This window comes from Bdellovibrio sp. ZFWA1, assembly GCF_056175665.1.
Map to the genome: position 1 here is coordinate 1,276,482 of NZ_JBJKJH010000001.1, position 19,985 is coordinate 1,296,466.

Consider the following 19,985-nt stretch of genomic DNA (forward strand, 5'->3'; position numbering starts at 1 on the left):
CCACAGAAGAAACCCGAGAGGCATCTGTAAATTAGCTCCCAAACTGGCACCTGTCTCAAAGTTAGACAGGCCAGATCTTCTATAGGCTTGCAGAAGTTGGTTCTGGATTTGAAGTAGCTCCTGATCGGATAGGAGTACCTATTTTATGTCCGCACGTCATGATTTGAAAACTCTTTTAGCTGGAGCTGCCCTTATCGCAGTGACAGTTATTTCCGGGTGCCAAAAAGCCGGCAAAGATGGTGGAGTAAATGCCTCACCGAATATGGGGCCGGCCTCTCCAAGCTCAAATGCCAATCTTCCCGGTGGCGTCGTTGAGTCCTCATTTTTTAAGTCTTATCAGTTTAATGACTGGTCTTGCTCGACCGGTAAAAAAGAATTTACGGATCGATCACAGTATTGCGCAGCTTTGAAGGACGACGTTGCCAACAACAACTGCGCAGCCGCTATGCGTGCGATGGCTTATAAGTTGGACTGCGATTCAGCGAATATGTCTCAGCCCACAGAATTTATAAATAAAAACTCGTCCAGCTGTCGGGTTTATGGGGAGGACACATCTCAAGGCCTAAAATTTTTGGGAAATGCCTCGGCTCAAAAAAGCTTCTTTTGGGATGGGCGTTCCGAAAAGATCTATCAACTTTTGGGTGGCCTAATTAAGCGTTTTGGTTTGTCCTATGTGACGATGAGGCCAATTTCCGAAGGCATGCTTTCGGTAATGACATTGAATCACAGGCTGGCCGAAGCGGGGATTGTAACGTCGGTCTCGACAGGCTTAGGTGGTCGTTTACAAATGAGTTTTGAAAATGAGTCGACACAGAAAAAGTTTGTTGGCGAGTGCGTTATGGATGAAAGTTTTGCGCCTACATTTTCAGCAAGTGATGTCGTTGTTTGCCAATGGAAGGATAGCTCGCCCAGGGCTCGGGGAAGAGTCGAATCACTTCGCATTCCTTGGAATCGCGCAAGTGGTCTAGAAAAGGAAATCACGAAAAGTCCTGACATCGGTGCGCTTAGAATTCGTCTTTCTCCCTCTGAAAAGTCGATCGACGACGAGATCACGATCGAAGCGAACGATATAGATTTACACAAAAGAATACTTGTTAAGGCACGATTGCGAGCCGGCGTGGATGTTCGACATCGAGATAGTGTTACCGGGGCCGACGTACAGATTAGCTGTGCGCCCGCGTCAAAAGACAACAAGTGAGTCTAAATATCTGCATTGACTCCCGTTTTTGAAGTTACTAGACTTTTCTGGATACAACCGGATAGGCAACTTTTAAAACGAGAGTCCAAATGGCTTTTTACGACAAAATTACAGATTATTTTTCTAACGATATTGCAATCGACTTGGGAACAGCAAACACCCTAGTTTATGTTAAAGGTAGAGGCATCATTCTAGATGAGCCCTCAGTTGTAGCTGTTCAAAAAAATTATCGCGGAATGCAAAACCGAGTCCTTGCAGTTGGTAAAGAAGCAAAGGAAATGCTTGGAAGAACTCCTGGTAGTATCGTTGCGATTCGTCCTATCAAGGATGGTGTTATCGCTGACTTTGAAGTCACGCAATCAATGCTAAAATATTTCATCGCTAAATCATTGGGCGAGAAAAAAAGTTTTATTCGTCCTCGTATCATTATCTGTGTTCCTTATGAAATCACTCAGGTTGAAAAGCGTGCTGTTAAAGAGGCGGCTCAATCTGCGGGAGCTCGTGAAGTTTATTTGATCGAGGAACCAATGGCTGCTGCGATCGGCGCTGGACTTCCTATCACAGAGCCATCTGGAAATATGGTAGTTGATATGGGTGGTGGTACTACCGGTGTTGCTGTTATTTCATTGGGTGGTATCGTTTACTGTAAATCAATCAAAGTTGCTGGAGATAAGTTTGACGAAGCCATTGTAAACTACGTTCGTCGTCAGTTTAATCTTTTGATCGGTGAAAGAACTGCTGAAAATATCAAAATTCAAATTGGAAACGCTTATCCATTTGAAGAAGAAAAAGTCATGGAAATTAAAGGCCGTGATTTGGTTGCAGGAGCCCCTAAGACTATTGAAATCACCAGTTCTCAGGTCAATGATGCTTTAATGGATCCTTTGTCTGAAGTTGTCGATGCCGTTCGAACAGCATTAGAAAAAACTCCACCAGAGTTAGCTTCAGATATTGTTGATAACGGAATTGTTCTTACCGGTGGTGGCGCTTTGTTGGCAAATTTGGATGTCTTGCTTCGTGAGCGAACAGGTCTTCCTGTTTCGATTGCAGAAGACCCACTTAGCTGCGTTGTTATGGGGTCGGGCAAAGTGTTAGATAATTTGGATCTTCTACGTCAGCTTTGCATTGACTAATTCTTAGGTGTTTATGACCGAAGCAGATATTAAATCTTTGGCGCTATTTTCTTATTTTGCATTTTTGGATGAAAATAGAGCCATGGAAGCTGCAAGCAAGGCTTTGGTATTGATCTCTGATAAGTTAAAAAAAGATAAACAACTAAAAACAGCGGTGGCCGTAGTCTGGGCGACCGAACGTGTATGGAACGAGAACCAGGGTCAGCTTCTGCGTGGCCATCCCTCTGTAAACAGTGATAAAAATTGGATCTTGCCCAAAGGTTTTGATTTGGGTCCATGGAAAGAGTTTCAAAAGAATGCAACCGAAGACGAGTTGCTAGTGATTATCTGGTCTAAAATTCTTGGTATAAATGACGAAGATATAGCGCAAGCTTTAGGAATTACAGAGGGAACTGTCCGTTATCGAATGGCCAGAGCTCTACGTAAGCTAGGCGCAATGACTCAACCAACAAGAAGATAGTGATGGAAAATAAACATCGAAATATTCCGTTAGCAAAAAACGGTCAGCGCGAAGTCTCGCACTTTGTGGGGCAAGAGTTATTGTTTGATTATCTAATCGATAAATTGGATCCCATTCGAAAAAAGGCCGTTTCGGACCACGTGAAGTTTTCACGGGAGGCTCAACTAGATCTGGAAAAAATGCAGCTAGGTTTGCAATATGTAGATCAGCTTGCCAGAACCAATGTTTCTAGCAGTGTCCTTGACGAGATATCTGAGCCGACTACTTACGTAACCGAGCTTTTCAAGAAAACTCGATTTGACAAATGGCCTACCGGTGTAAAGTGGGGACTTGAAGCTTTAGTTATTGTCGGTGTGATTGTTACAGTCTTAGTGGCAGTGCCCTGGGATAAAATGATGAACGCTCTTCCGGGGCGAGGTAGTGAAGACATAATTTTAGCCGAGGTTTCCCGCAATGGCGGTGATACGCAGGTTGGTGCAGTTGAAGAGCCTGGGCAGTTTCAAGATGAGGGTATCAAAACTTCTGCCCCACTTCAGGCAGCTCAAGAAGCACAAAAAGAGATCGATGCAAAAAAAGCTGAACAGTTAGCGGCAAAATCTACAACAAGTGGGACGCCGACGTCTCTTACTGGCTTGGATAAAAAAGCGGAAGATGCCGCGAAGAAGGCGCCAATTAATGCTGCGAACACTGCAGTTGCTGCAACTAGCGGAGCAGCCTTACCTAAGGGGATACCCGAGGCACAATCAGGTGGATTTTTATTTCGTGGGGACCTATCTGTTACCAACCTCGATGCTGGTGTGCCAAAGCTTACATCGAAAATTGAAGAGCTTGGTGGAAGAAAAGCTGGAGATGTTAGTTTGGGCTGGAGAAAAGGTCCTGCCTCGGCCTATTTTCACTTCACAATTCCCGCTGCGAAATACGCCGATCTGGCTCAATTCATGGCAAACTATGGCAAGCTTCGTCTTTCCAAGGAAAAGCATCCTCGCGTGATGCCGGATGGAATTATTCGTCTAATTATCACTGCGGAAGAAGCTAAAAAGTGAAAACCTTAAGAAAGCAACCCAAACGATCATTGCGAACAATTTTGATTCTTTGGTTTTTGTTGTTTTCTATTGTTCCTATTACTTTTATTGCGATCTATTCGGTTTCCAGATTCAAAAAAGCCATCGATAACGAGCTATCGCTGCGCTTGTCTGGGAATGGACGCGAGATAAGTACGTTTATTTTAGACTATAAAAGCGAAATGCAGACAAAGCGGGATCGCCAAAGTAAGGATCCTAGCTTTCTATATCATTTGGCCGATGATGATGGCGGCACTTTAAAGGGGATCTTAACAAATTCTTTGCGACAGGATTTCGGGCAGTCGATGACCGTATTTAATCGTGAAGGAAAAATGTTGGCCTCTGTATTTAAGGATGGCCGAAGCGAGATAAAGAGCTTCATTCCAGCAAAGGACGCTGTTTTTTTGGCAGCTCGATATATTGCGCATCTCAAAGATCATCAAGAAATTGGATTGGTAGAGGGCAATAAAGATAATGGATTGGATCTAATCTTAATTTCCAGAATTAATAGTAGTGGTGGAAAAGTAATTGGATATCTAGAGCAAACTACAAAGCTAGACAAAACTTTTTTAGAAAAGATGAAGTCGCGCTTGAAATTAGAAATGATGATTTTTTCTTCGACAGGTAAATTTGTCGGAGGCAGTCATCAGGACCTCTATTTATATAAAAACGATTTTTTTCGAGACTACTTCAAGCCGAATTCAACTTCCTTTTTTGACTTAAATTTGCGCTCGGTGCCCTATGGATTTTTGGTAATTCCAGTGCAGTGGGATACCAGCACCTTCTATTTCGCGGTAGGCGCTTCAAAAAGTGACGTCAAAGAAGTTTTGAAGAACGTCAATTTAGCTTTTTTCTCGGTGGTGGGTACAGTCATCGCGCTACTTATAATTACGGCGATCTTTATCACTAGTTTATTCTTAAAGCCTTTGTATGAGCTAGTGGACGGCTTGCAGTCGTTCGAGTCTCAGGAGCAAGCGGTTACTATTCCCGTAAAAAATGACACCGAAATTGGTCTTTTAACGGAATCCTTCAATGAAATGAGTAAGAAAATCTGGACTGCTCGAGCAGACCTCAGAAAGAAAATTGCCGAGTTAGAGCAAACCAATCGAGAGTTAAAAGAGACTCAAGCTAAACTTGTTCACTCTGCAAAAATGGTTTCTTTGGGTCAGCTTGTTGCCGGGGTGGCGCATGAATTGAACAATCCCATTGGGTTTATCTACTCAAATATCACCCATCTTGATGATTATTCAAAAAAGTTGATGGAATTGGTGGAAGTGGCCGAAACAAATCCTACTCTGATTAAGGCCAAAAAAGACGAGATCGAATTTGATTATATAAAATCAGATATGCCTAAACTGATTGCCTCTTGTCAGGACGGCGCTCGTCGCACAAAAGAAATCGTCTTGGGTTTAAGAAACTTCTCTCGTTTAGAGGCCGCAAAGCTGCAGGAAGTAGATCTTCATCAGTGTTTAGATACGACATTGAATCTTCTGCAGGGTGAAATTAAAAATCGTATAGAGGTTCACAGAAATTATGAACCAATTCCTACCGTTTATTGTTATGTCAGTCAGATCAATCAAGTGCTTATGAACATTCTTTCCAATGCATTGCAGGCGATGGAAGGGGGCGGGAATATCTGGATTTCGACGACTCCCCTAAAAGGCTATGCTGATAAAAAAGGCCGAGTGAAAATATCGATCCAAGATTCTGGAAAAGGAATGACTGCTGAAACATTGGAAAAGATATTTGACCCATTTTTTACTACAAAGGGCGTTGGGCAGGGAACTGGCTTAGGCTTAAGTATTTCATATGGTATTGTTCAAAATCACGGTGGAGAGATTCTGGTTCGCTCGGAGGTGGGTGTGGGCACAGAGTTTACAATTATTCTTCCTGAGCATCCGCCAACACAAGAATCCAAATAAAAAAGGCGGCCTAAGCCGCCTTTTCTTTTTTCAACTTACTCTTAGTAGTTGAATTTCAAGTAGATGCCGTTTTCAGCAAGAAGCTTTTGTGCACGCTTCATTAAGAAGATCTGTGCATTTGCATCTTGGTATTTAGATGCTTCAGGTCCGTGAACTGTAGGTTGATTCACCCATACGTTCTTGGTTGCTTGGTTGATCATCATATTGATATCGCCAACTAGGAACAAACCACCTGGAATAGTCACACCATTAACAGTTCTTGGTCCGTAAAGAGTGAAAGATGCATAACGCTTATCACCTTTAAAGAAAGACTGAGTGATTGAAATTGAAGGGAAGTTGTTACGAATGTTGTCCATTTGCAGAGCCATACCTGCAAGACGTTGACCTTGGCTAGACAAAGCATTTTTATCAACCATGGCAAAAATCTTATAGTTGCCATTTCCGCCACCAAGTTCAAATTGGTAAAGAGGACCCGTCACGATTCTTGGGAAGTTCGCACCATTTGGAAGTGTCGTAACTTGCTTCAAATCTGGAGACTTAAATAAGTCGATCGATGCAGAGAAGCCTACATTGAAGCGCCCTTTTTCGTCGTTAAAGAAAATGATAGAGCCATAACGATTGATTGGGAATTCACCCTCAATGTCTGCCTCTAGATTGTTCGAGAATGTTGTAACATATTCGAACTTAAGTTGATTGTTAGTGATTTTGATATTGTCGATCCACTCAGATTTCTCTGCGCTGCCGTCGCCGTTACCTTGTTTACAACCTGTAACCAAAACTACCGAAGCCAATACCATGGCTGATTTAAATAAAATTTGTTTCATGATGGTTTTCCTCCCTCATCAGATTGTTCTTATGATTCATCTGTATCAAGTCGAGATCTCGTTCCAATGCGAGAAAATGGCATCTTTCGAACATAGGTCTAGTTCGAGGTCCAGCATCATGCGCTACCTCAGTCCTGTTTCCTGGCCTTAAAGAGTGGAAGTTTTTTTTAAGTTCCAAGCATTTACGACCGAAAAAGAGACTGAATGAAGGCGCAGAGCGAATCAAAAGATAATTCCAATAAGCTTATTGCAACGGTTTTTTTAGGCCTTGCTGGCTTGGCATTGTTTTTTGGTCTTGAAGAGGAATCTTCGGTTTCGGTCAACCCAGCACGCATTCCACAATCTCAGCTTAAGCCTGAATATACCGAGAAAGCTCGGAAGCATTTAATGATGACTGCGGATGAAGTACGATTTCAGGAAATTCGCAATCGACAAGAGGTATTAGACTCTGCACCAGCGCTTTCAAAAACTGCAGAACAGAGGGCATTCAACCCTCATGAAGGGTTGGACCTTTCAAGCGAAGACTCTGCAAAAAAATTGGCTCAAGAGTTGGGGCGTTCTAATGATCAAAATGCCTATGCGCCGGAAACCCCAGATCAACTTATTCAAAATCAAATATTCAATCAGGATCAATTAGATCAATACTCCCAAGCATATAAAGCCGAGTACGCACGGCAGTTTGTTGAAAATGCGCGACGCGGTGGCTATGAAGTCGAACTGACAGAAGACTTTCGCGTGTTGTCTGTCAAAAAGATTCGTGATCCTGCTGGCAAAAGCATTTTCAACTATGAAAATGGTCGGGCTCCAGTCAGATAAAATCAATTATATACGATAGCATTTTATGCGCAGGGCTTGTCCTTGCTATTTTCCTTTATATCTAGATAGAATTTCGTCTATGGAGGCAGCTGTATGAAAATGCCAAATTTGAAAATTTCGTTAATTCTTGTGACTTCCTTAGTTTTAGGAGCCTGTGGCCCGAAGGCTTTTGTTAAAGGCCAATATGATGATGTAAATCGCGAAAATCTTCTTAATGACCAATGGTCCGAGACAGATATGCAAAACGCTGCGAAAGAACTTGTGGCTAGCTTGGTGGCTCATCCTGTAATTGCTAACGCAAAGACACCTCCAGTCTTAATGGTCACTAATCTTCAGAATAAGACGAGCGAGCATATTGAAACTCAAAGTATCATGGACATGATTCGAGTCGAGTTGATGCAAACAGGAAAAGTTGTCTTTATTGATAAAGAGGCTCGTCAGGATATCCAAGATGAGTACAACTATCAGAATTCTGGAGTCGTTTCAGAAGAAACTAAAAAAGGTCCCGGCGGACAAGTCGGTTCTGATTTTATTTTAAATGGTCGAATTGATTCTATCGTTCAAGAAGTTGGAAAAGATAAGACGGTTTATTATAAGATCACCTTGAATTTGACGAATGTAAAAACCAGTGTCATCACTTGGACAAATCATAAACAAATCAGAAAGACATTTAAGAAAAAAGCTGTTGGCTTATAGGGCTTAACTAAATGTTGTTATTTTCTAGGCCCGCCATTTTAGCGGGCTTCTTTTTATTCGGACTTGTTGGGTGCGCTTCTTATCAAAGTCGCATGGAAGGCGTGCGCGATTCTTTGAAGAGTGGACAGTATTCGATGGCGATTGATCGATTGTTGCCTTTAGCTGAAGAGCAAAATAAAGATCAGTTGGTTTATCTAATGGATCTAGGGACCGCCTATCAAATGGCGGGACGTTTTTCAGACTCTAATACGACATTATTAAGGGCGGATCGCTTGTCTGAGGAAGTAGATTATCAATCTGTATCCAAATTGACAGGTTCATTGTTGTTTGCTGAAGAGATGGTGCAGTATAAGGGTGATACCTTCGAAAAGTTTTTTATCAATGCCAATCTTGCGATGAACTTTTTAGCAATGGACCAAGTTGATGATGCCTTGGTGGAAGCTAGACGCATTAACGAAAAATATCGTAAGTATCGTGCCGAAGAAAAAAAGAATTTCGAGCAAAATCTTTTTGGTCTTTGGCTGTCCGGAGTAGCTTGGGAAGCGACCGGTAGTTATGATGATGCCTATATAGCTTACAAGAATGCCTATGATTTAGATCCTTATAATCGAGTTGTTCAAGAAGATCTGCTTCGTGCAGCTAAGTTATCCAGACGTGAAGTCGATTATCAAAAGCTAAAGAAGCAGCTTAATGGGGTTTCCGAGACTTCGGAGGCCTACGATCGAAAAAAAGCCGAGTTGATTATCTTAATTCAGCAAGGGTGGGGTCCATTAAAGTATCCGATGCCAGAAAGCCCCAGATTTCCAACACTCTATTCGGTGTTCAGTGAAACCATGGCAGTTAGGGCGACAGTCAAAGGTTTAAGCTCTAAAATCTCTGAGCGTGTTTACGATGTCGATAAGGCAGCGAAGTTAACTTTGCAAGAGGACTACAGTCTACTGGTTGCAAAAAGAATTGGTGGATTCGTCGCCAAAGAGGTAGCGGCGGATCAAATTCGTCAAAAAGATGAGCTTTTGGGATTTATAGCGGCAGTTGCGATGCATGCTTCGGATCGGGCAGATTTGCGTCAGTGGTCAACGTTACCATCGTCGATTCAAGTTGTTCGATTTTATCTTCCACCTGGTCAGTACGATCTAGACTTAGAAGGGCTGACAGCAAGTCAAAGTAGCTCGGGCGAAAATAAATCTTGGAGTGCCATTGAATTAAAGGCGGGACAAAAAAAATTTCTTGTCTGGAGAACTGTAAAATAAAAAAAGGGAGCCACAAGGCTCCCTTTTTTATTGCCATCACTTTCGGTGATTAGTTGTTCAAACCAACATTTGAAAGTGGCAAGTTTGGTGTCTCTTCATCTTGAGTCAAACCAGGAAGAACAGTTGCTTTTTCAGCAGCTACTTTCGCAGTTTGGTCAGTGTTGTAGCGAGTCGCAGCAGAAGCTACACGATTTTCAAGATTTTGCTTAACGTCGTCAGTAGAAGTTCTTTCTACGTTCGCAGCAGCAGCAGCTTGCTTAGTCATGTAATCCTGAGGGAACGCACCAAGTTTAGCAAGGTAAGCAGAAATGCTTCCGTTGCCATTTTGGATGATCTCGCGAAGTGTGAAAAGAGGAGCGTATTGAGACGCTTTCTTTTCAGATTCGAAGATGATCTGAGTCAAAGTAGCCGCAGTAATGTCGTTCTTTGACTTGTTATCGATTACCATGACGTCTTCGTTGCCGCGGATCATTTTAGCGATATCGTCTAAAGTGACATAGCAGCTCTGTTGAGTGTCATATAGCTTACGGTTCTGATAGCGCTTGATGATTTTGATTTTTGAATTTGGCTTCGCAGTCAGTGTTTCGTTTTGGTTGATCAAAGTGCCTCCCAATTTGAAATTTCCCCATTTATTACAAACGAATTGCCGCGTTATTGAGCGGGTTTTTCTGTAATGGGCGCAACCTATCCCTGCCGCCACAGGCTGTCAAGCATCCCAGGCCGTAAAAGAAATAACTCTATGCATCATTTTCACAGATTTAAGCCTTCGATTTCCCGGAAAAAAGGATTTTTTAAACAAATTCTGGACCGAGGTCTAAAGTTTTTCCCAGCCAACACCGATCTTAAAGTAAGTGACGGATATGAGTCTTTTCTCGGAAATGGGCGAAAATGAAGGAAAATCAAGAATTTAAATCAACAAGCCTTTTGCTGGTTTTAGGTCTTAGCGCCCTTTGTTTGGGGGTTGTGACAATTCCCTGGAACAATCATATTCAATCCAAATCCGCTGTTCTGGCGGTCCAAAAGGCAGAGGTCGCAGGATACCAAATAGCCCAGCTTTACCGCGAAGCGACAAAATCAAAAGTAGTTTTAGGTCAAAATGGCCGATCTCCGGCCAGTATAGGTACGAAATCGTTAGAGTTACGTGAAACTGGAACTGTAGGAAGGGACCCTTGGGGCGAGCCTTATCACTACCGTTTTTTAAGCAGCGAAGAGAATCAAGTGAAGGTTCTTGTTTGGTCTGCAGGTCCAAATCAAAAGGTAGACACTTTAGATCTTGATGATGAGGACAAAAAAATTGCCGGTCAGCCTGAATATCAGGGAGACGATATCGGAGTTGTTTTAACCGTGAGATAAAAAGGCTGAGTTGCCTATCGACGGAAGTCTGGTTTTGTTCGAATTCTTCAAGTGCTCATTATGAAATGCCGATCAGCCTAGTGACTAAGGAGATCCAATGAGATCGTTCACAAGGCGCATAGTGATCCTACCCATTGTAGCAGTAACCGCAAGCTGTTCAACTTTGTCAGTTCATCAAGCATCTGACGAAGCTCCCTATTACGACGCAGCATTTGATGATAAAAATCGAGCACCTGCATCGTTCAATCCTCCGTCGCCATCTTCTGATGGAACGACAACCTTGGATCCCTTCTTCATGCGCACTCAGGCAGATTATAATTTTTCTGTCGGAGAGGCTCACAGTCTTGAGGGTCAGTCACAAAAAGCAATCGAGCACTACAAGTTAGCTTTGGTTTACGACCAAAATGCTCCAACAATTCATTTGAAGCTTGCAACCGAGTATATGAAGTTGGGCGCAATTTCTGAAGCAATCTTACAAGCTGAAGAGTCTTTGAAAAAGAAGCCGGATTATGTAGACGCCCGCCTACTTCTGGGTGGTTTATACTCTTCAATGAAGTCTTACTCAAAAGCTTATGAACAGTACGCAGCCGTTTTAAAGCAAGATCCTGAAAATTTAGAAGCTCCGTTATATATCGGGGCTATCTATAGCGAGCAAGGTCAGTTCGACAAGGCTGTGAAGTACTTCGAGACTTTGGCGAAAAATTCTTCTTATACGACGCCTCATTTAGCTTGGTACTATATTGGCCGAGTACGCCAAGACCAGGCGAAAGGTAAATTTTCAAAACAAGCAGAGGTTGCATTTCAAAAGGCAATCTCGTTGAAGCCTGAGTTCGTGGATTCGATCTTAGCCTTGGGGGGTATGTACACGGCTGCGGATGAGCCTTCGAAAGCGTTATCCTCTTATAAAAAATATCAAAAAGAAAATGGTCCTCATCCTAGAGTCGCAGAAGTTTTAGCGCAGATTTATGTTGAATCTGAAGACTATGACAATGCTTACGAGCAACTCAGCATTTTGGACGATTCAGGTGATGGCGGTCTAAATGTGAAAATGAAGATGGCCCTGATTCTGATTGAACAGAAAAAGTTTCCTCAGGCCATTGCAAAACTTGAAAGTATTCTTTCCGAGGTTCCAGACTCTGACAAAGTAAGATTCTACCTTGCTGCAGTCTATGAGGAAAGTGGTCGTTTTGATTTAGCAATTCACAACTTCAAAAAAGTTATCCCAACATCTCAGTTCTACAGCGAGTCTGTTGTTCATGCCGCCTATTTATTGAAGAACTCACAAAAGACGAAAGAAGCCATTGAATTGGTTTCTACTGCAATCAAGTCTAAAAGAGACAACCCTCAATTGTATGCGATGTATGGTTCGTTGTTAGATGATGTCGGTAAGTTTGATGATGCCATCAAAGTACTTGATGAAGGACTACAGCTTTTCCCTGATCATGCTCAATTACGATTCTACTACGGAACTATGCATGACAAGATTGGCAAAAAAGATGTCGTTATTCGTGAAATGAAAAAAGTGATCGAAATCGATCCCGAACATGTTCAAGGCTTAAATTACTTGGCATTTACTTGGGCCGAGATGGGTATGCACTTGAAAGAGGCCGAAGGATTAGCTCGAAAAGCTCATCAGATTGATCCAAAAGATGGATATGTATTGGATACGTTAGGCTGGATCTTATACAAACAAGGTCGCTTTACAGAGGCAGTAAAAACTTTAGAGGCCGCTTTTTCGTTCCAAAGTGGTGTGAGTGTGATTGCTGAACATTTAGGGGATGCTTATATGAAGCAATCCTTAGTTGAAAAGGCAAAGTCGATGTACCGCCATGCCGAGTCTTTAGAAACTGACAAAGGAAAAATCGAAGAGTTAAGAAGTAAGATCTCTGCAATTGAAAAGCAGCAGATACAAAAAGAAGAACGTGTGCCAGCATCGATTACTGGAAAATAAAAAACAAGCGCCTTTCGGCGCTTTTTTTATTTTGATTTCTGATATTCTTGTAGGCACCAAAAATAAATTGGTAAAGCGGCTATAAGTCCAAGGCCCATCGGGAGTATGCCAATAACAAACATGACGGCTGCATAAAAATTGAAGATAAAAAGATTTTTAAAATCTTTAAAGCCTAATCGTAAAGCCTTGTCTGCTGCTACAAGGATGTGAAGCTTTTCATTTAAATAAAAGTGAACAGCTTGCAGTACGATTGAAAGGTAGATCAAAGTCAGCCAACCTAAAAAGAAAGATCCTAAAAAAACCAGTGATGGGGAGTTGGTTGGCGTGAAGGCCAGTGCTTGCGCTGTTCCGATCAGAATGATGGATGGAAAAATAAATATCACGAGCGGAGCGCTTTTCCATGAATCAAACCGGGCTAAAAATTTAGCAAAGCCTATAAGGCCTCGATCGACATTAGAGCTAGTCAGAATAAAGTGGTAAGCCGAAACAAATACTAAGCTAGCCAAAATTCCCCCAAAATGCGGGATGGCTAAAGAAGCCCAAAGCCCCCAAATTAAATAAAGAGCCACCGAAATGCTTTCACGGGGAGTATTCTTGAATTTAAGAAGCGACTTTTGAAAAATAGATTTAATTCGTAATCCGATTGCCATGGGGTTTCCTTGCGTAACTCTTTTTCCTTAATTATGCTTGTGGCATGAAAACATTTTTTAGCCAACTTGTCATTGTTGCAATTCTCGTTTCGTGCATTTCGTGCGCACATAAAGTTGCCGACATAAAAACCGAGCAGGCCATCAAATGGGACTCCAAAGCGGTTTTGATCAATAAACGAGATAAGAAACAACAAAACTTGAACATCACCCTGATTGGAATTCGTCGTGAACGGCTGAGGATGGAAATCACGGCCATGCTGGGGTATCAAGTTGGATCCATCGTCGCTGATAGAAACACATTCAAGGCTCTTATAGTTCCCCAAAAAATATTTTATGAAGGAACATCGTCAACAGAGGCGCTTTATAAGCTAGTTCAGATCCCATTAGAACCACTTCAAATCCTTCACGTAGCCTTTGACGAGCACTTAGGTGGCTCAGGATGGATATGTCAGCAAGGAGGCGATGGTTTGATAAGTCGTTGTGATCACCACGATTTAGGCCTTAATATCGCATGGAGCGAGCGTAAAGAGGGGCGTAAACTGGTTGTTATTACATCTTCGCAATTTGAAATGCGCTGGCTTTTAGAATCCCCAGAGTCGGCAGTGGATTTGAAGCCGACGGTCTTCGAGCTTACTAGCCCTGATGGGTTCAAAAACGTACAGCTGAATTAATTTAATTTTTAACCGTTTTGGAATGAGGCATAATCTAATAAGTGAGGGGAACCACCTCATGGAACCCCCTTCTTATCAAGGAGAGATCTATGACCTCAAAGTTCGACCTTTCTTCAATCATCCGCCAACATCAAAATGCCGGAGCGAAAACCTTGGCGCACTGGCACGGCACCTTCGATGATTATCTAGATCTCGTAAAGACGAATCCCAAAGTAACGCGAAACGCGTTTCAGCGGATGTACGATATGATCATCGAAGATGGTACCGAGCACTACATCGACTTCAAAAAGGAAGTTATTCGCTACAAATTTTTTGATGACTCAAGAAATAACGGCAAGGATGCCGTCTTCGGGTTGGATGTTCCTTTGATGAAGTTGGTGAACGTACTGAAGGCCGCCTCATTGGGCTACGGAACGGAAAAGCGAGTCATTCTTCTTCACGGTCCTGTTGGATCTGCAAAGTCTACGATTTGCAGAATGCTTAAAAAAGGCTTAGAGCGCTACTCTCGCGAAGATCAAGGAGCCGTCTATACTTTTGATTGGATCGATGAAAAAGGCGAGTTGGATGGCCTCCTTGGTAAAGACGTTAAAGTTTATTCCACTCCAATGAATGAAGAGCCCTTATTGCTGTTGCCTGACGAGGTTCGTGGACCTGTGATCGAGGCACTGAATAAGGGACAAGAAGGTAGTTATCGAATTTCCATCGACGGAGAGCTATCGCCTCCTTCAAGATTTATCTTCCGTCAGTTGATGGAACGATATGGTGGGGATCTTCGTAAGGTACTTTCACATGTTCGAGTTCGTCGGCTTTTCTTAAGCGAGGCTGATCGAGTAGGTATTGGAACTTTCCAACCTAAAGATGAAAAAAACCAAGACTCAACCGAATTAACGGGTGATATTAACTATCGTAAAATTGCCGAGTATGGATCGGATTCAGATCCCCGAGCATTTAACTTCGATGGTGAATTTAACGTGGCCAATCGGGGCATGATTGAATTTGTCGAGGTCCTGAAGCTTGACGTAGCTTTCCTGTACGATCTTCTTGGTGCCTCACAGGAACACCGAGTGAAGCCTAAAAAGTTTGCTCAGACTCATATTGACGAAGTCATTATTGGTCATACGAACGAGCCTGAATATCGTCGCTTACAAGACAACGAGTTCATGGAAGCCTTGCGCGACCGAACGGTGAAAATTGATATTCCTTACATCACTCGCCTGCGCGACGAGATCAATATTTACAAGAAGGACTATAATCCCCAAAGAGTGCGCGGCATAAGTATTGCCCCTCACACTGTTGAAATGGCAGCGATGTGGGCGATTCTAACTCGTTTGGAAAAACCTAAGAAAGCAAATTTGACTCGTCTTCAAAAGTTGAAGCTCTATAACGGAAAAACTTTACCGAATTATACCGAGGATAACGTTCGCGAACTTCGAAAAGAGACCATTCGCGAAGGACTCGAAGGTATTTCGCCTCGTTATATTCAGGATAAGCTTTCAAATGCCTTGGTGGCCGCACAACAGTCCAATAAAGGCTCTGTAAATCCTTTTATGATCTTTAAAGAATTGGAAAGTGGATTAAAGCACCACTCTTTAATTGCAAATGAAGATTTAAAGCAAGAATACCGAGAGCTGCTAACAGTGGTTCTTCAAGAGTATGAAGAGATCATTAAAGGCGAAGTTCAGAGGGCGATCAGCGCGGATGAAAGTGCAATGGCCCGTCTCTGTGCAAATTATATTGATAACGTGAAGGCGTACACCCAGAAAGAGCGCGTGCGCAATCCATTCACCGGAAATGACGAAGAGCCAGATGAAAGATTGATGCGTTCTATAGAAGAGAAAATCGAAATTCCTGATTCCCGGAAAGAGGATTTCCGTCGCGAGGTGATGAACTATATCGGTGCATTGGCGATCGAAGGCAAAAAGTTCAACTACAAGATGAATGAGCGCTTGCATAAAGCACTCGAGTTGAAACTATTTGAAGATCAAAAAGACAGTATCAAGCTAACGACGCTGGTCTCGAATGTCGCAGATAAGGACACTCAAGAGAAAATTGATATTGTTAAAACCCGTCTCATCAAGGACTTCGGGTATGACGAGATTTCTGCAACGGATGTTTTACATTATGTTGCCAGTATCTTCGCCCGCGGGGATGTAAAGAATAAATAATGGGCATTAAAGAAGACCAGAGACGATTTAAAGATATAGTTAAGGGCCGGGTGAAAGAGGACTTTAAAAAGTACGTCACCCAAGGGGAAATGATTGGGAAGCGCGAAGATGAATTTGTTAAGATTCCACTTCCATCAATTGATATTCCAACCTTTCGGTATGGGCCGAAATCCCAGGGCGGTGTTGGCCAAGGTTCCGGTCAACCCGGAGAAGGTGTGCCTGAACCCGGAGAGGGTGGAGGGCAAGCCGGCGAAGCTCCTGGCGAGCACAAATTAGAAGTTGAGCTTTCGATTGATGAACTGGCGGATATTTTAGCTGAAAAGCTAGAGCTACCAAAAATCGAACCTAAGGGTTCAAAGAATATCGAAAGTTTAAAATCAAAGTATACCGGTCTGGCTCCGGTGGGGCCAGAGGGGCTGCGGCACTTTAAGTCGTCCTATAAAAAAGCTTTAAAGCGTTATGTCTCTTCGGGTGTGTACGATCCGGAAAAGCCGGTGATTGTGCCGATTCGTTCGGATATGCGATACAAGTCTTTCAAGAAAGTTGAAAAGCCTGAAACCCAAGCCGTCGTTATCTATATGATGGACGTTTCGGGTTCCATGGGCGAAGAACAAAAAGAAATCGTTCGCCTAGAATCTTTTTGGATCAATACTTGGCTAAAAAAGCATTATAAAGGACTTGAAACCAGATTCATTATTCACGATGCCGCCGCAAAAGAGGTCGACGAAGATACATTTTTTAGGACTAGCGAATCTGGTGGGACACTAATCAGTTCCGCATATAAATTGTGTCAAGAGATCATCCAAAAAGACTATCCACCAGAGACATGGAATATTTATCCATTCCACTTTAGCGATGGTGACAACTGGAGCAACGAAGACACGAAGGTTTGTTTAAATATCATCAAAGAATTCTTTCTGCCTAATGTGAATGTCTTCAGCTATGGGCAGGTTGAAAGTAAATATGGCAGTGGTCAGTTCTTGAAAGATTTAGATAAAGAATTTGGTAAAGATGATCGACTGACTTTAAGTCAGATTGAAAACAAAGATAAGATATTGGATTCAATCAAGGACTTTCTAGGGAAAGGGAAATAGCATGGCAAATCTGACTCCCGAACTTGAAGCAGAAAGAAAAAAGATTTGCGCCTACGCCAAAGAGGCGGGTTTAGATTTTTTCGAAACTATCTTTGAGTTGATCACTTACGATCAAATAAATCAGTTTGCAGCGTATGGTGGATTTCCAGTGCGATATCCACATTGGAAGTTTGGTATGGAGTATGAGCACTTATCAAAATCCTACGAATACGGTCTTTCAAAAATTTACGAAATGGTTATCAATACAGATCCTTGTTATGCCTATTTAATGGAAGGCAATGCAATGATGGATCAAAAGCTGGTAATGGCGCACGTTTACGGTCACTGCGATTTTTTTAAGAATAATATTTGGTTTGGCAAAACCAACCGTAAGATGATGGATCAAATGGCGAATCATGCGACAAGAATTCGCCGTTATGTCGATCGATATGGCCAGGATACTGTGGAAGATTTCATTGATATTTGTTTGTCTTTAGAGAATCTAATCGATCGCTACAGTCCTTATGTGGAAAAATCGGTGCAAAAATCAGCGCCAGTTTCTAACGAACCCAACTTTTTGTTGCATGTCGAAAGAGACTATATGCGCAACTACATTAATCCTCCGGATGTTGTAGCGGAACAAAAAAAGAAGTTTGCAGAAATGACAGCTAAAAGGCAAAAATTTCCGGCAGAGTCCCAGAGGGATATTCTAAATTTTTTGATTCACAATGCGCCCTTGGAGGACTGGCAGCAGGATGTTTTATCAATTATTCGGGATGAGGCTTATTATTTTGCCCCACAAGGCATGACCAAAACGATGAACGAGGGCTGGGCCTCTTATTGGCACTCACATTTGATGACTAAAAAAATTCTTACAGATTCCGAGATTATTGATTTTGCCGATCACCACGCAGGTACAATGGCGATGGCGCCGAATGGCTATAATCCGTATAAAGTTGGCATAGAACTAATGAGGGACATCGAGGAACGTTGGAACAAAGGTAAATTTGGGCGCGAGTGGGAGCAGTGTGATGATGTTCGTGAAAAGAAGAACTGGGACCGCAATCTAGGCTTGGGGAGAGAGAAAATTTTCGAGGTGCGCAAGATTTATAATGATGTGACATTTATCGATGAATTTTTGACCGAAGATTTTTGCGTCCAGAATAAACTGTTTGTGTATAAGTTTAACAAAAAAACTCAGCGCTTTGAGGTGGACACTCGTGATTTTAAAGCGATTAAGTCTCAGTTGTTATTCCATATGACAAACTTTGGCCAGCCGATCATCAAGATCGAAGATGCGAATTTTGAAAACAGAGGAGAGCTTTTATTAACTCATACCCACGAGGGGATAGATATGCAGCCGGATTATCTTTCGGCGACATTAAGAAATCTTTTTAAAATCTGGGGGCGTCCGGTCAATCTGGCTACGATCATGGATAATGAGGCGCAGCTTTGCAGATTTGATGGAAAAGAGTACACTCTTCATAGGATTTCAGATTCTGCAGCGAACGCTACTGCAAGTGCAGCAGGTTCGCAGGAATAGTATCAAGAGAGTGTCATGAGTAATAATTCTAGGTTGGTGTATAGCACCGATCCGAAAGATCAGGTTCGATGTTCGAAGTGCAATCAGTTTAAGGCCGAGTGCATTTGTATTGAAGAGGAAGAAGTTGTTCTTGAAAAAGTATGCGCGGTTTTTCGAATCGAAAAGGCGGGCCGGGGCGGCAAGACGGTCACTGTTATTGACCAATTGCCTCGCAATACGAATTTTCTTCAAAAGCTTTCAAAAGATTTGAAGGCCAGATGCGGCTCTGGTGGAAGCTTCGAGTTAGGACCTAAGTCTGGTAAAGTTGAAGTTCAGGGTGATAAACGAGAACAAATTAAGAAGTACTTTGAGTCTCAGAAAATAAAATTTAAGGGCATGTAGTTCTGTTAAAAAAATTTGTTTATTAAGAGTTGAGTGCAAAAGCAGGACAGGACTTGTCAGTATCAAATATTCTGGGAACAATTGTTATAGATTTTCGAGGGGTCTTAGGGACGAAACATCTTCGAAATAAAAGGGGACATTGTGGCTGCAAAGAAAATTTTGATTGTGGATGATTACGAAGAAAGCTGCAAATTATTAGCTGAAATTTTGAGCTCTCAGTATGATTGCACATACACTTCAGACAGCACCACAGCTTATGGCATCGCCAAAGAAAAAAAACCTGATCTTATTTTGTTAGATTACAAAATGCCGGGCCTTTTGGGTGTCGATGTTTGCCAACAAATTCGTTCTGATGACTCAACAAAGACAACACCAATTATATTTGTTTCGGGTGCGGCAACGATCGACGAGCGTATTAAGGCGTTTGAGACGGGTGCTGATGACTTTATTTCTAAGCCTTTTCACGTCAAAGAACTTGTTCTTAGAATCAAGGCTCGTCTATCGGGTAAAGAACAAGAGCAAACTGCCGAAATCCGTGCCGGTAATCTTTTAATGAATCTTTTGTCGCGTCAGGCATTCGTCGACGGACAAGAGGTCAGCTTGACTCCTAAGCAATTCGATATTTTGAAGCTATTGGTTCAGAATAAGAATCATCTTGTAACTCGCGATAAGTGTCTGAGTGATATTTGGGGCGATACAGAAGTGACAGCTCGTAACGTCGATTCTCAGATCAACTATCTGAAGCGTAAGATCAGTAATTTCGAGGGACGGATTACGGCCGTTCCTAGTTTAGGATACAGATTGGAAATTACAGAATAAAAAAAGGGAGCTGCTGGCT

General features: G+C 42.4%; 19 protein-coding genes. 16 read left to right on the plus strand and 3 right to left on the minus strand.

Annotation, left to right across the window (positions count from 1 at the left end):
- Positions 1-145: 145 nt before the first annotated feature.
- The 5 genes from AC04MN_RS06110 (at position 146) to AC04MN_RS06130 (ending at position 5,774) form a co-directional block, all read left to right on the plus strand.
- Entirely contained in the window at positions 146-1,198 is a 1,053-nt protein-coding gene (locus AC04MN_RS06110; protein ID WP_475382304.1) for a hypothetical protein, read from the plus strand.
- 89 nt (positions 1,199-1,287) lie between these two features.
- The gene (locus AC04MN_RS06115; RefSeq protein WP_475382305.1) at positions 1,288-2,331 is read left to right on the plus strand and encodes a rod shape-determining protein; all 1,044 of its coding nucleotides are present in this window, start codon (positions 1,288-1,290) and stop codon (positions 2,329-2,331) included.
- 13 nt (positions 2,332-2,344) lie between these two features.
- Positions 2,345-2,791, plus strand: coding sequence for a sigma factor-like helix-turn-helix DNA-binding protein (locus AC04MN_RS06120; RefSeq protein ID WP_475382306.1), 447 nt, complete (start codon positions 2,345-2,347; stop codon positions 2,789-2,791).
- Positions 2,792-2,793: 2 nt separating this feature from the next.
- On the plus strand, positions 2,794-3,834 hold the full coding sequence (locus AC04MN_RS06125) for a hypothetical protein (RefSeq protein ID WP_475382307.1): 1,041 nt from the start codon (positions 2,794-2,796) through the stop codon (positions 3,832-3,834).
- Positions 3,831-5,774: an ATP-binding protein gene (locus tag AC04MN_RS06130; protein ID WP_475382308.1), complete on the plus strand. Its 1,944-nt coding sequence runs from the start codon at positions 3,831-3,833 to the stop codon at positions 5,772-5,774. Before AC04MN_RS06125 ends, AC04MN_RS06130 begins: the two co-directional genes overlap by 4 nt.
- A 41-nt stretch (positions 5,775-5,815) precedes the next feature.
- Here the strand turns inward: AC04MN_RS06130 and AC04MN_RS06135 are convergent, their stop codons facing one another.
- Positions 5,816-6,598 (minus strand): hypothetical protein, encoded by a 783-nt coding sequence (locus tag AC04MN_RS06135; protein WP_475382309.1) that lies wholly within the window; start codon positions 6,596-6,598, stop codon positions 5,816-5,818.
- Between the two features lie 204 nt (positions 6,599-6,802).
- Here AC04MN_RS06135 and AC04MN_RS06140 point away from each other — a divergent pair, with 204 nt between their 5' ends.
- The 3 genes from AC04MN_RS06140 (at position 6,803) to AC04MN_RS06150 (ending at position 9,360) form a co-directional block, all read left to right on the plus strand.
- Entirely contained in the window at positions 6,803-7,414 is a 612-nt protein-coding gene (locus tag AC04MN_RS06140) for a hypothetical protein (RefSeq protein WP_475382310.1), read from the plus strand.
- 93 nt (positions 7,415-7,507) lie between these two features.
- Positions 7,508-8,110: a penicillin-binding protein activator LpoB gene (lpoB, locus tag AC04MN_RS06145; protein ID WP_475382311.1), complete on the plus strand. Its 603-nt coding sequence runs from the start codon at positions 7,508-7,510 to the stop codon at positions 8,108-8,110.
- Positions 8,111-8,121: 11 nt separating this feature from the next.
- Positions 8,122-9,360 (plus strand): COG3014 family protein, encoded by a 1,239-nt coding sequence (locus AC04MN_RS06150; RefSeq protein ID WP_475382312.1) that lies wholly within the window; start codon positions 8,122-8,124, stop codon positions 9,358-9,360.
- Positions 9,361-9,409: 49 nt separating this feature from the next.
- Here AC04MN_RS06150 and AC04MN_RS06155 read toward each other — a convergent pair whose 3' ends face one another.
- The gene (locus AC04MN_RS06155) at positions 9,410-9,961 is read right to left on the minus strand and encodes a polyhydroxyalkanoate synthesis regulator DNA-binding domain-containing protein (RefSeq protein ID WP_475382313.1); all 552 of its coding nucleotides are present in this window, start codon (positions 9,959-9,961) and stop codon (positions 9,410-9,412) included.
- Between the two features lie 287 nt (positions 9,962-10,248).
- On the opposite strand from AC04MN_RS06155, the gene AC04MN_RS06160 reads away from it, so the two are divergent.
- Positions 10,249-10,713, plus strand: a complete 465-nt coding sequence (locus AC04MN_RS06160; RefSeq protein WP_475382314.1) for a hypothetical protein — start codon at positions 10,249-10,251, stop codon at positions 10,711-10,713.
- Between the two features lie 97 nt (positions 10,714-10,810).
- Entirely contained in the window at positions 10,811-12,664 is a 1,854-nt protein-coding gene (locus AC04MN_RS06165; RefSeq protein ID WP_475382315.1) for a tetratricopeptide repeat protein, read from the plus strand.
- A 26-nt stretch (positions 12,665-12,690) separates the two neighbouring features.
- Here the strand turns inward: AC04MN_RS06165 and AC04MN_RS06170 are convergent, their stop codons facing one another.
- Positions 12,691-13,314 (minus strand): hypothetical protein, encoded by a 624-nt coding sequence (locus tag AC04MN_RS06170; protein ID WP_475382316.1) that lies wholly within the window; start codon positions 13,312-13,314, stop codon positions 12,691-12,693.
- A 44-nt stretch (positions 13,315-13,358) separates the two neighbouring features.
- Between AC04MN_RS06170 and AC04MN_RS06175 the strand changes: the two genes are divergently transcribed.
- The 6 genes from AC04MN_RS06175 to AC04MN_RS06200 all read left to right on the plus strand — a co-directional run bounded on the left by AC04MN_RS06175 (position 13,359) and on the right by AC04MN_RS06200 (position 19,966).
- Positions 13,359-13,985: a hypothetical protein gene (locus AC04MN_RS06175; protein WP_475382317.1), complete on the plus strand. Its 627-nt coding sequence runs from the start codon at positions 13,359-13,361 to the stop codon at positions 13,983-13,985.
- 89 nt (positions 13,986-14,074) lie between these two features.
- Positions 14,075-16,150, plus strand: a complete 2,076-nt coding sequence (locus AC04MN_RS06180) for a PrkA family serine protein kinase (protein WP_475382318.1) — start codon at positions 14,075-14,077, stop codon at positions 16,148-16,150.
- On the plus strand, positions 16,150-17,244 hold the full coding sequence (locus AC04MN_RS06185; RefSeq protein ID WP_475382319.1) for a DUF444 family protein: 1,095 nt from the start codon (positions 16,150-16,152) through the stop codon (positions 17,242-17,244). The genes AC04MN_RS06180 and AC04MN_RS06185 overlap by 1 nt, the downstream gene beginning before the upstream one ends.
- Position 17,245: 1 nt before the next feature.
- The gene (locus AC04MN_RS06190; protein WP_475382320.1) at positions 17,246-18,766 is read left to right on the plus strand and encodes a SpoVR family protein; all 1,521 of its coding nucleotides are present in this window, start codon (positions 17,246-17,248) and stop codon (positions 18,764-18,766) included.
- 15 nt (positions 18,767-18,781) lie between these two features.
- Entirely contained in the window at positions 18,782-19,147 is a 366-nt protein-coding gene (locus tag AC04MN_RS06195; protein WP_475382321.1) for a hypothetical protein, read from the plus strand.
- Between the two features lie 141 nt (positions 19,148-19,288).
- Complete coding sequence (locus AC04MN_RS06200; protein WP_475382322.1) at positions 19,289-19,966, plus strand: response regulator transcription factor; 678 nt, start codon at positions 19,289-19,291, stop codon at positions 19,964-19,966.
- The last annotated feature ends 19 nt before the right edge of the window (positions 19,967-19,985 follow it).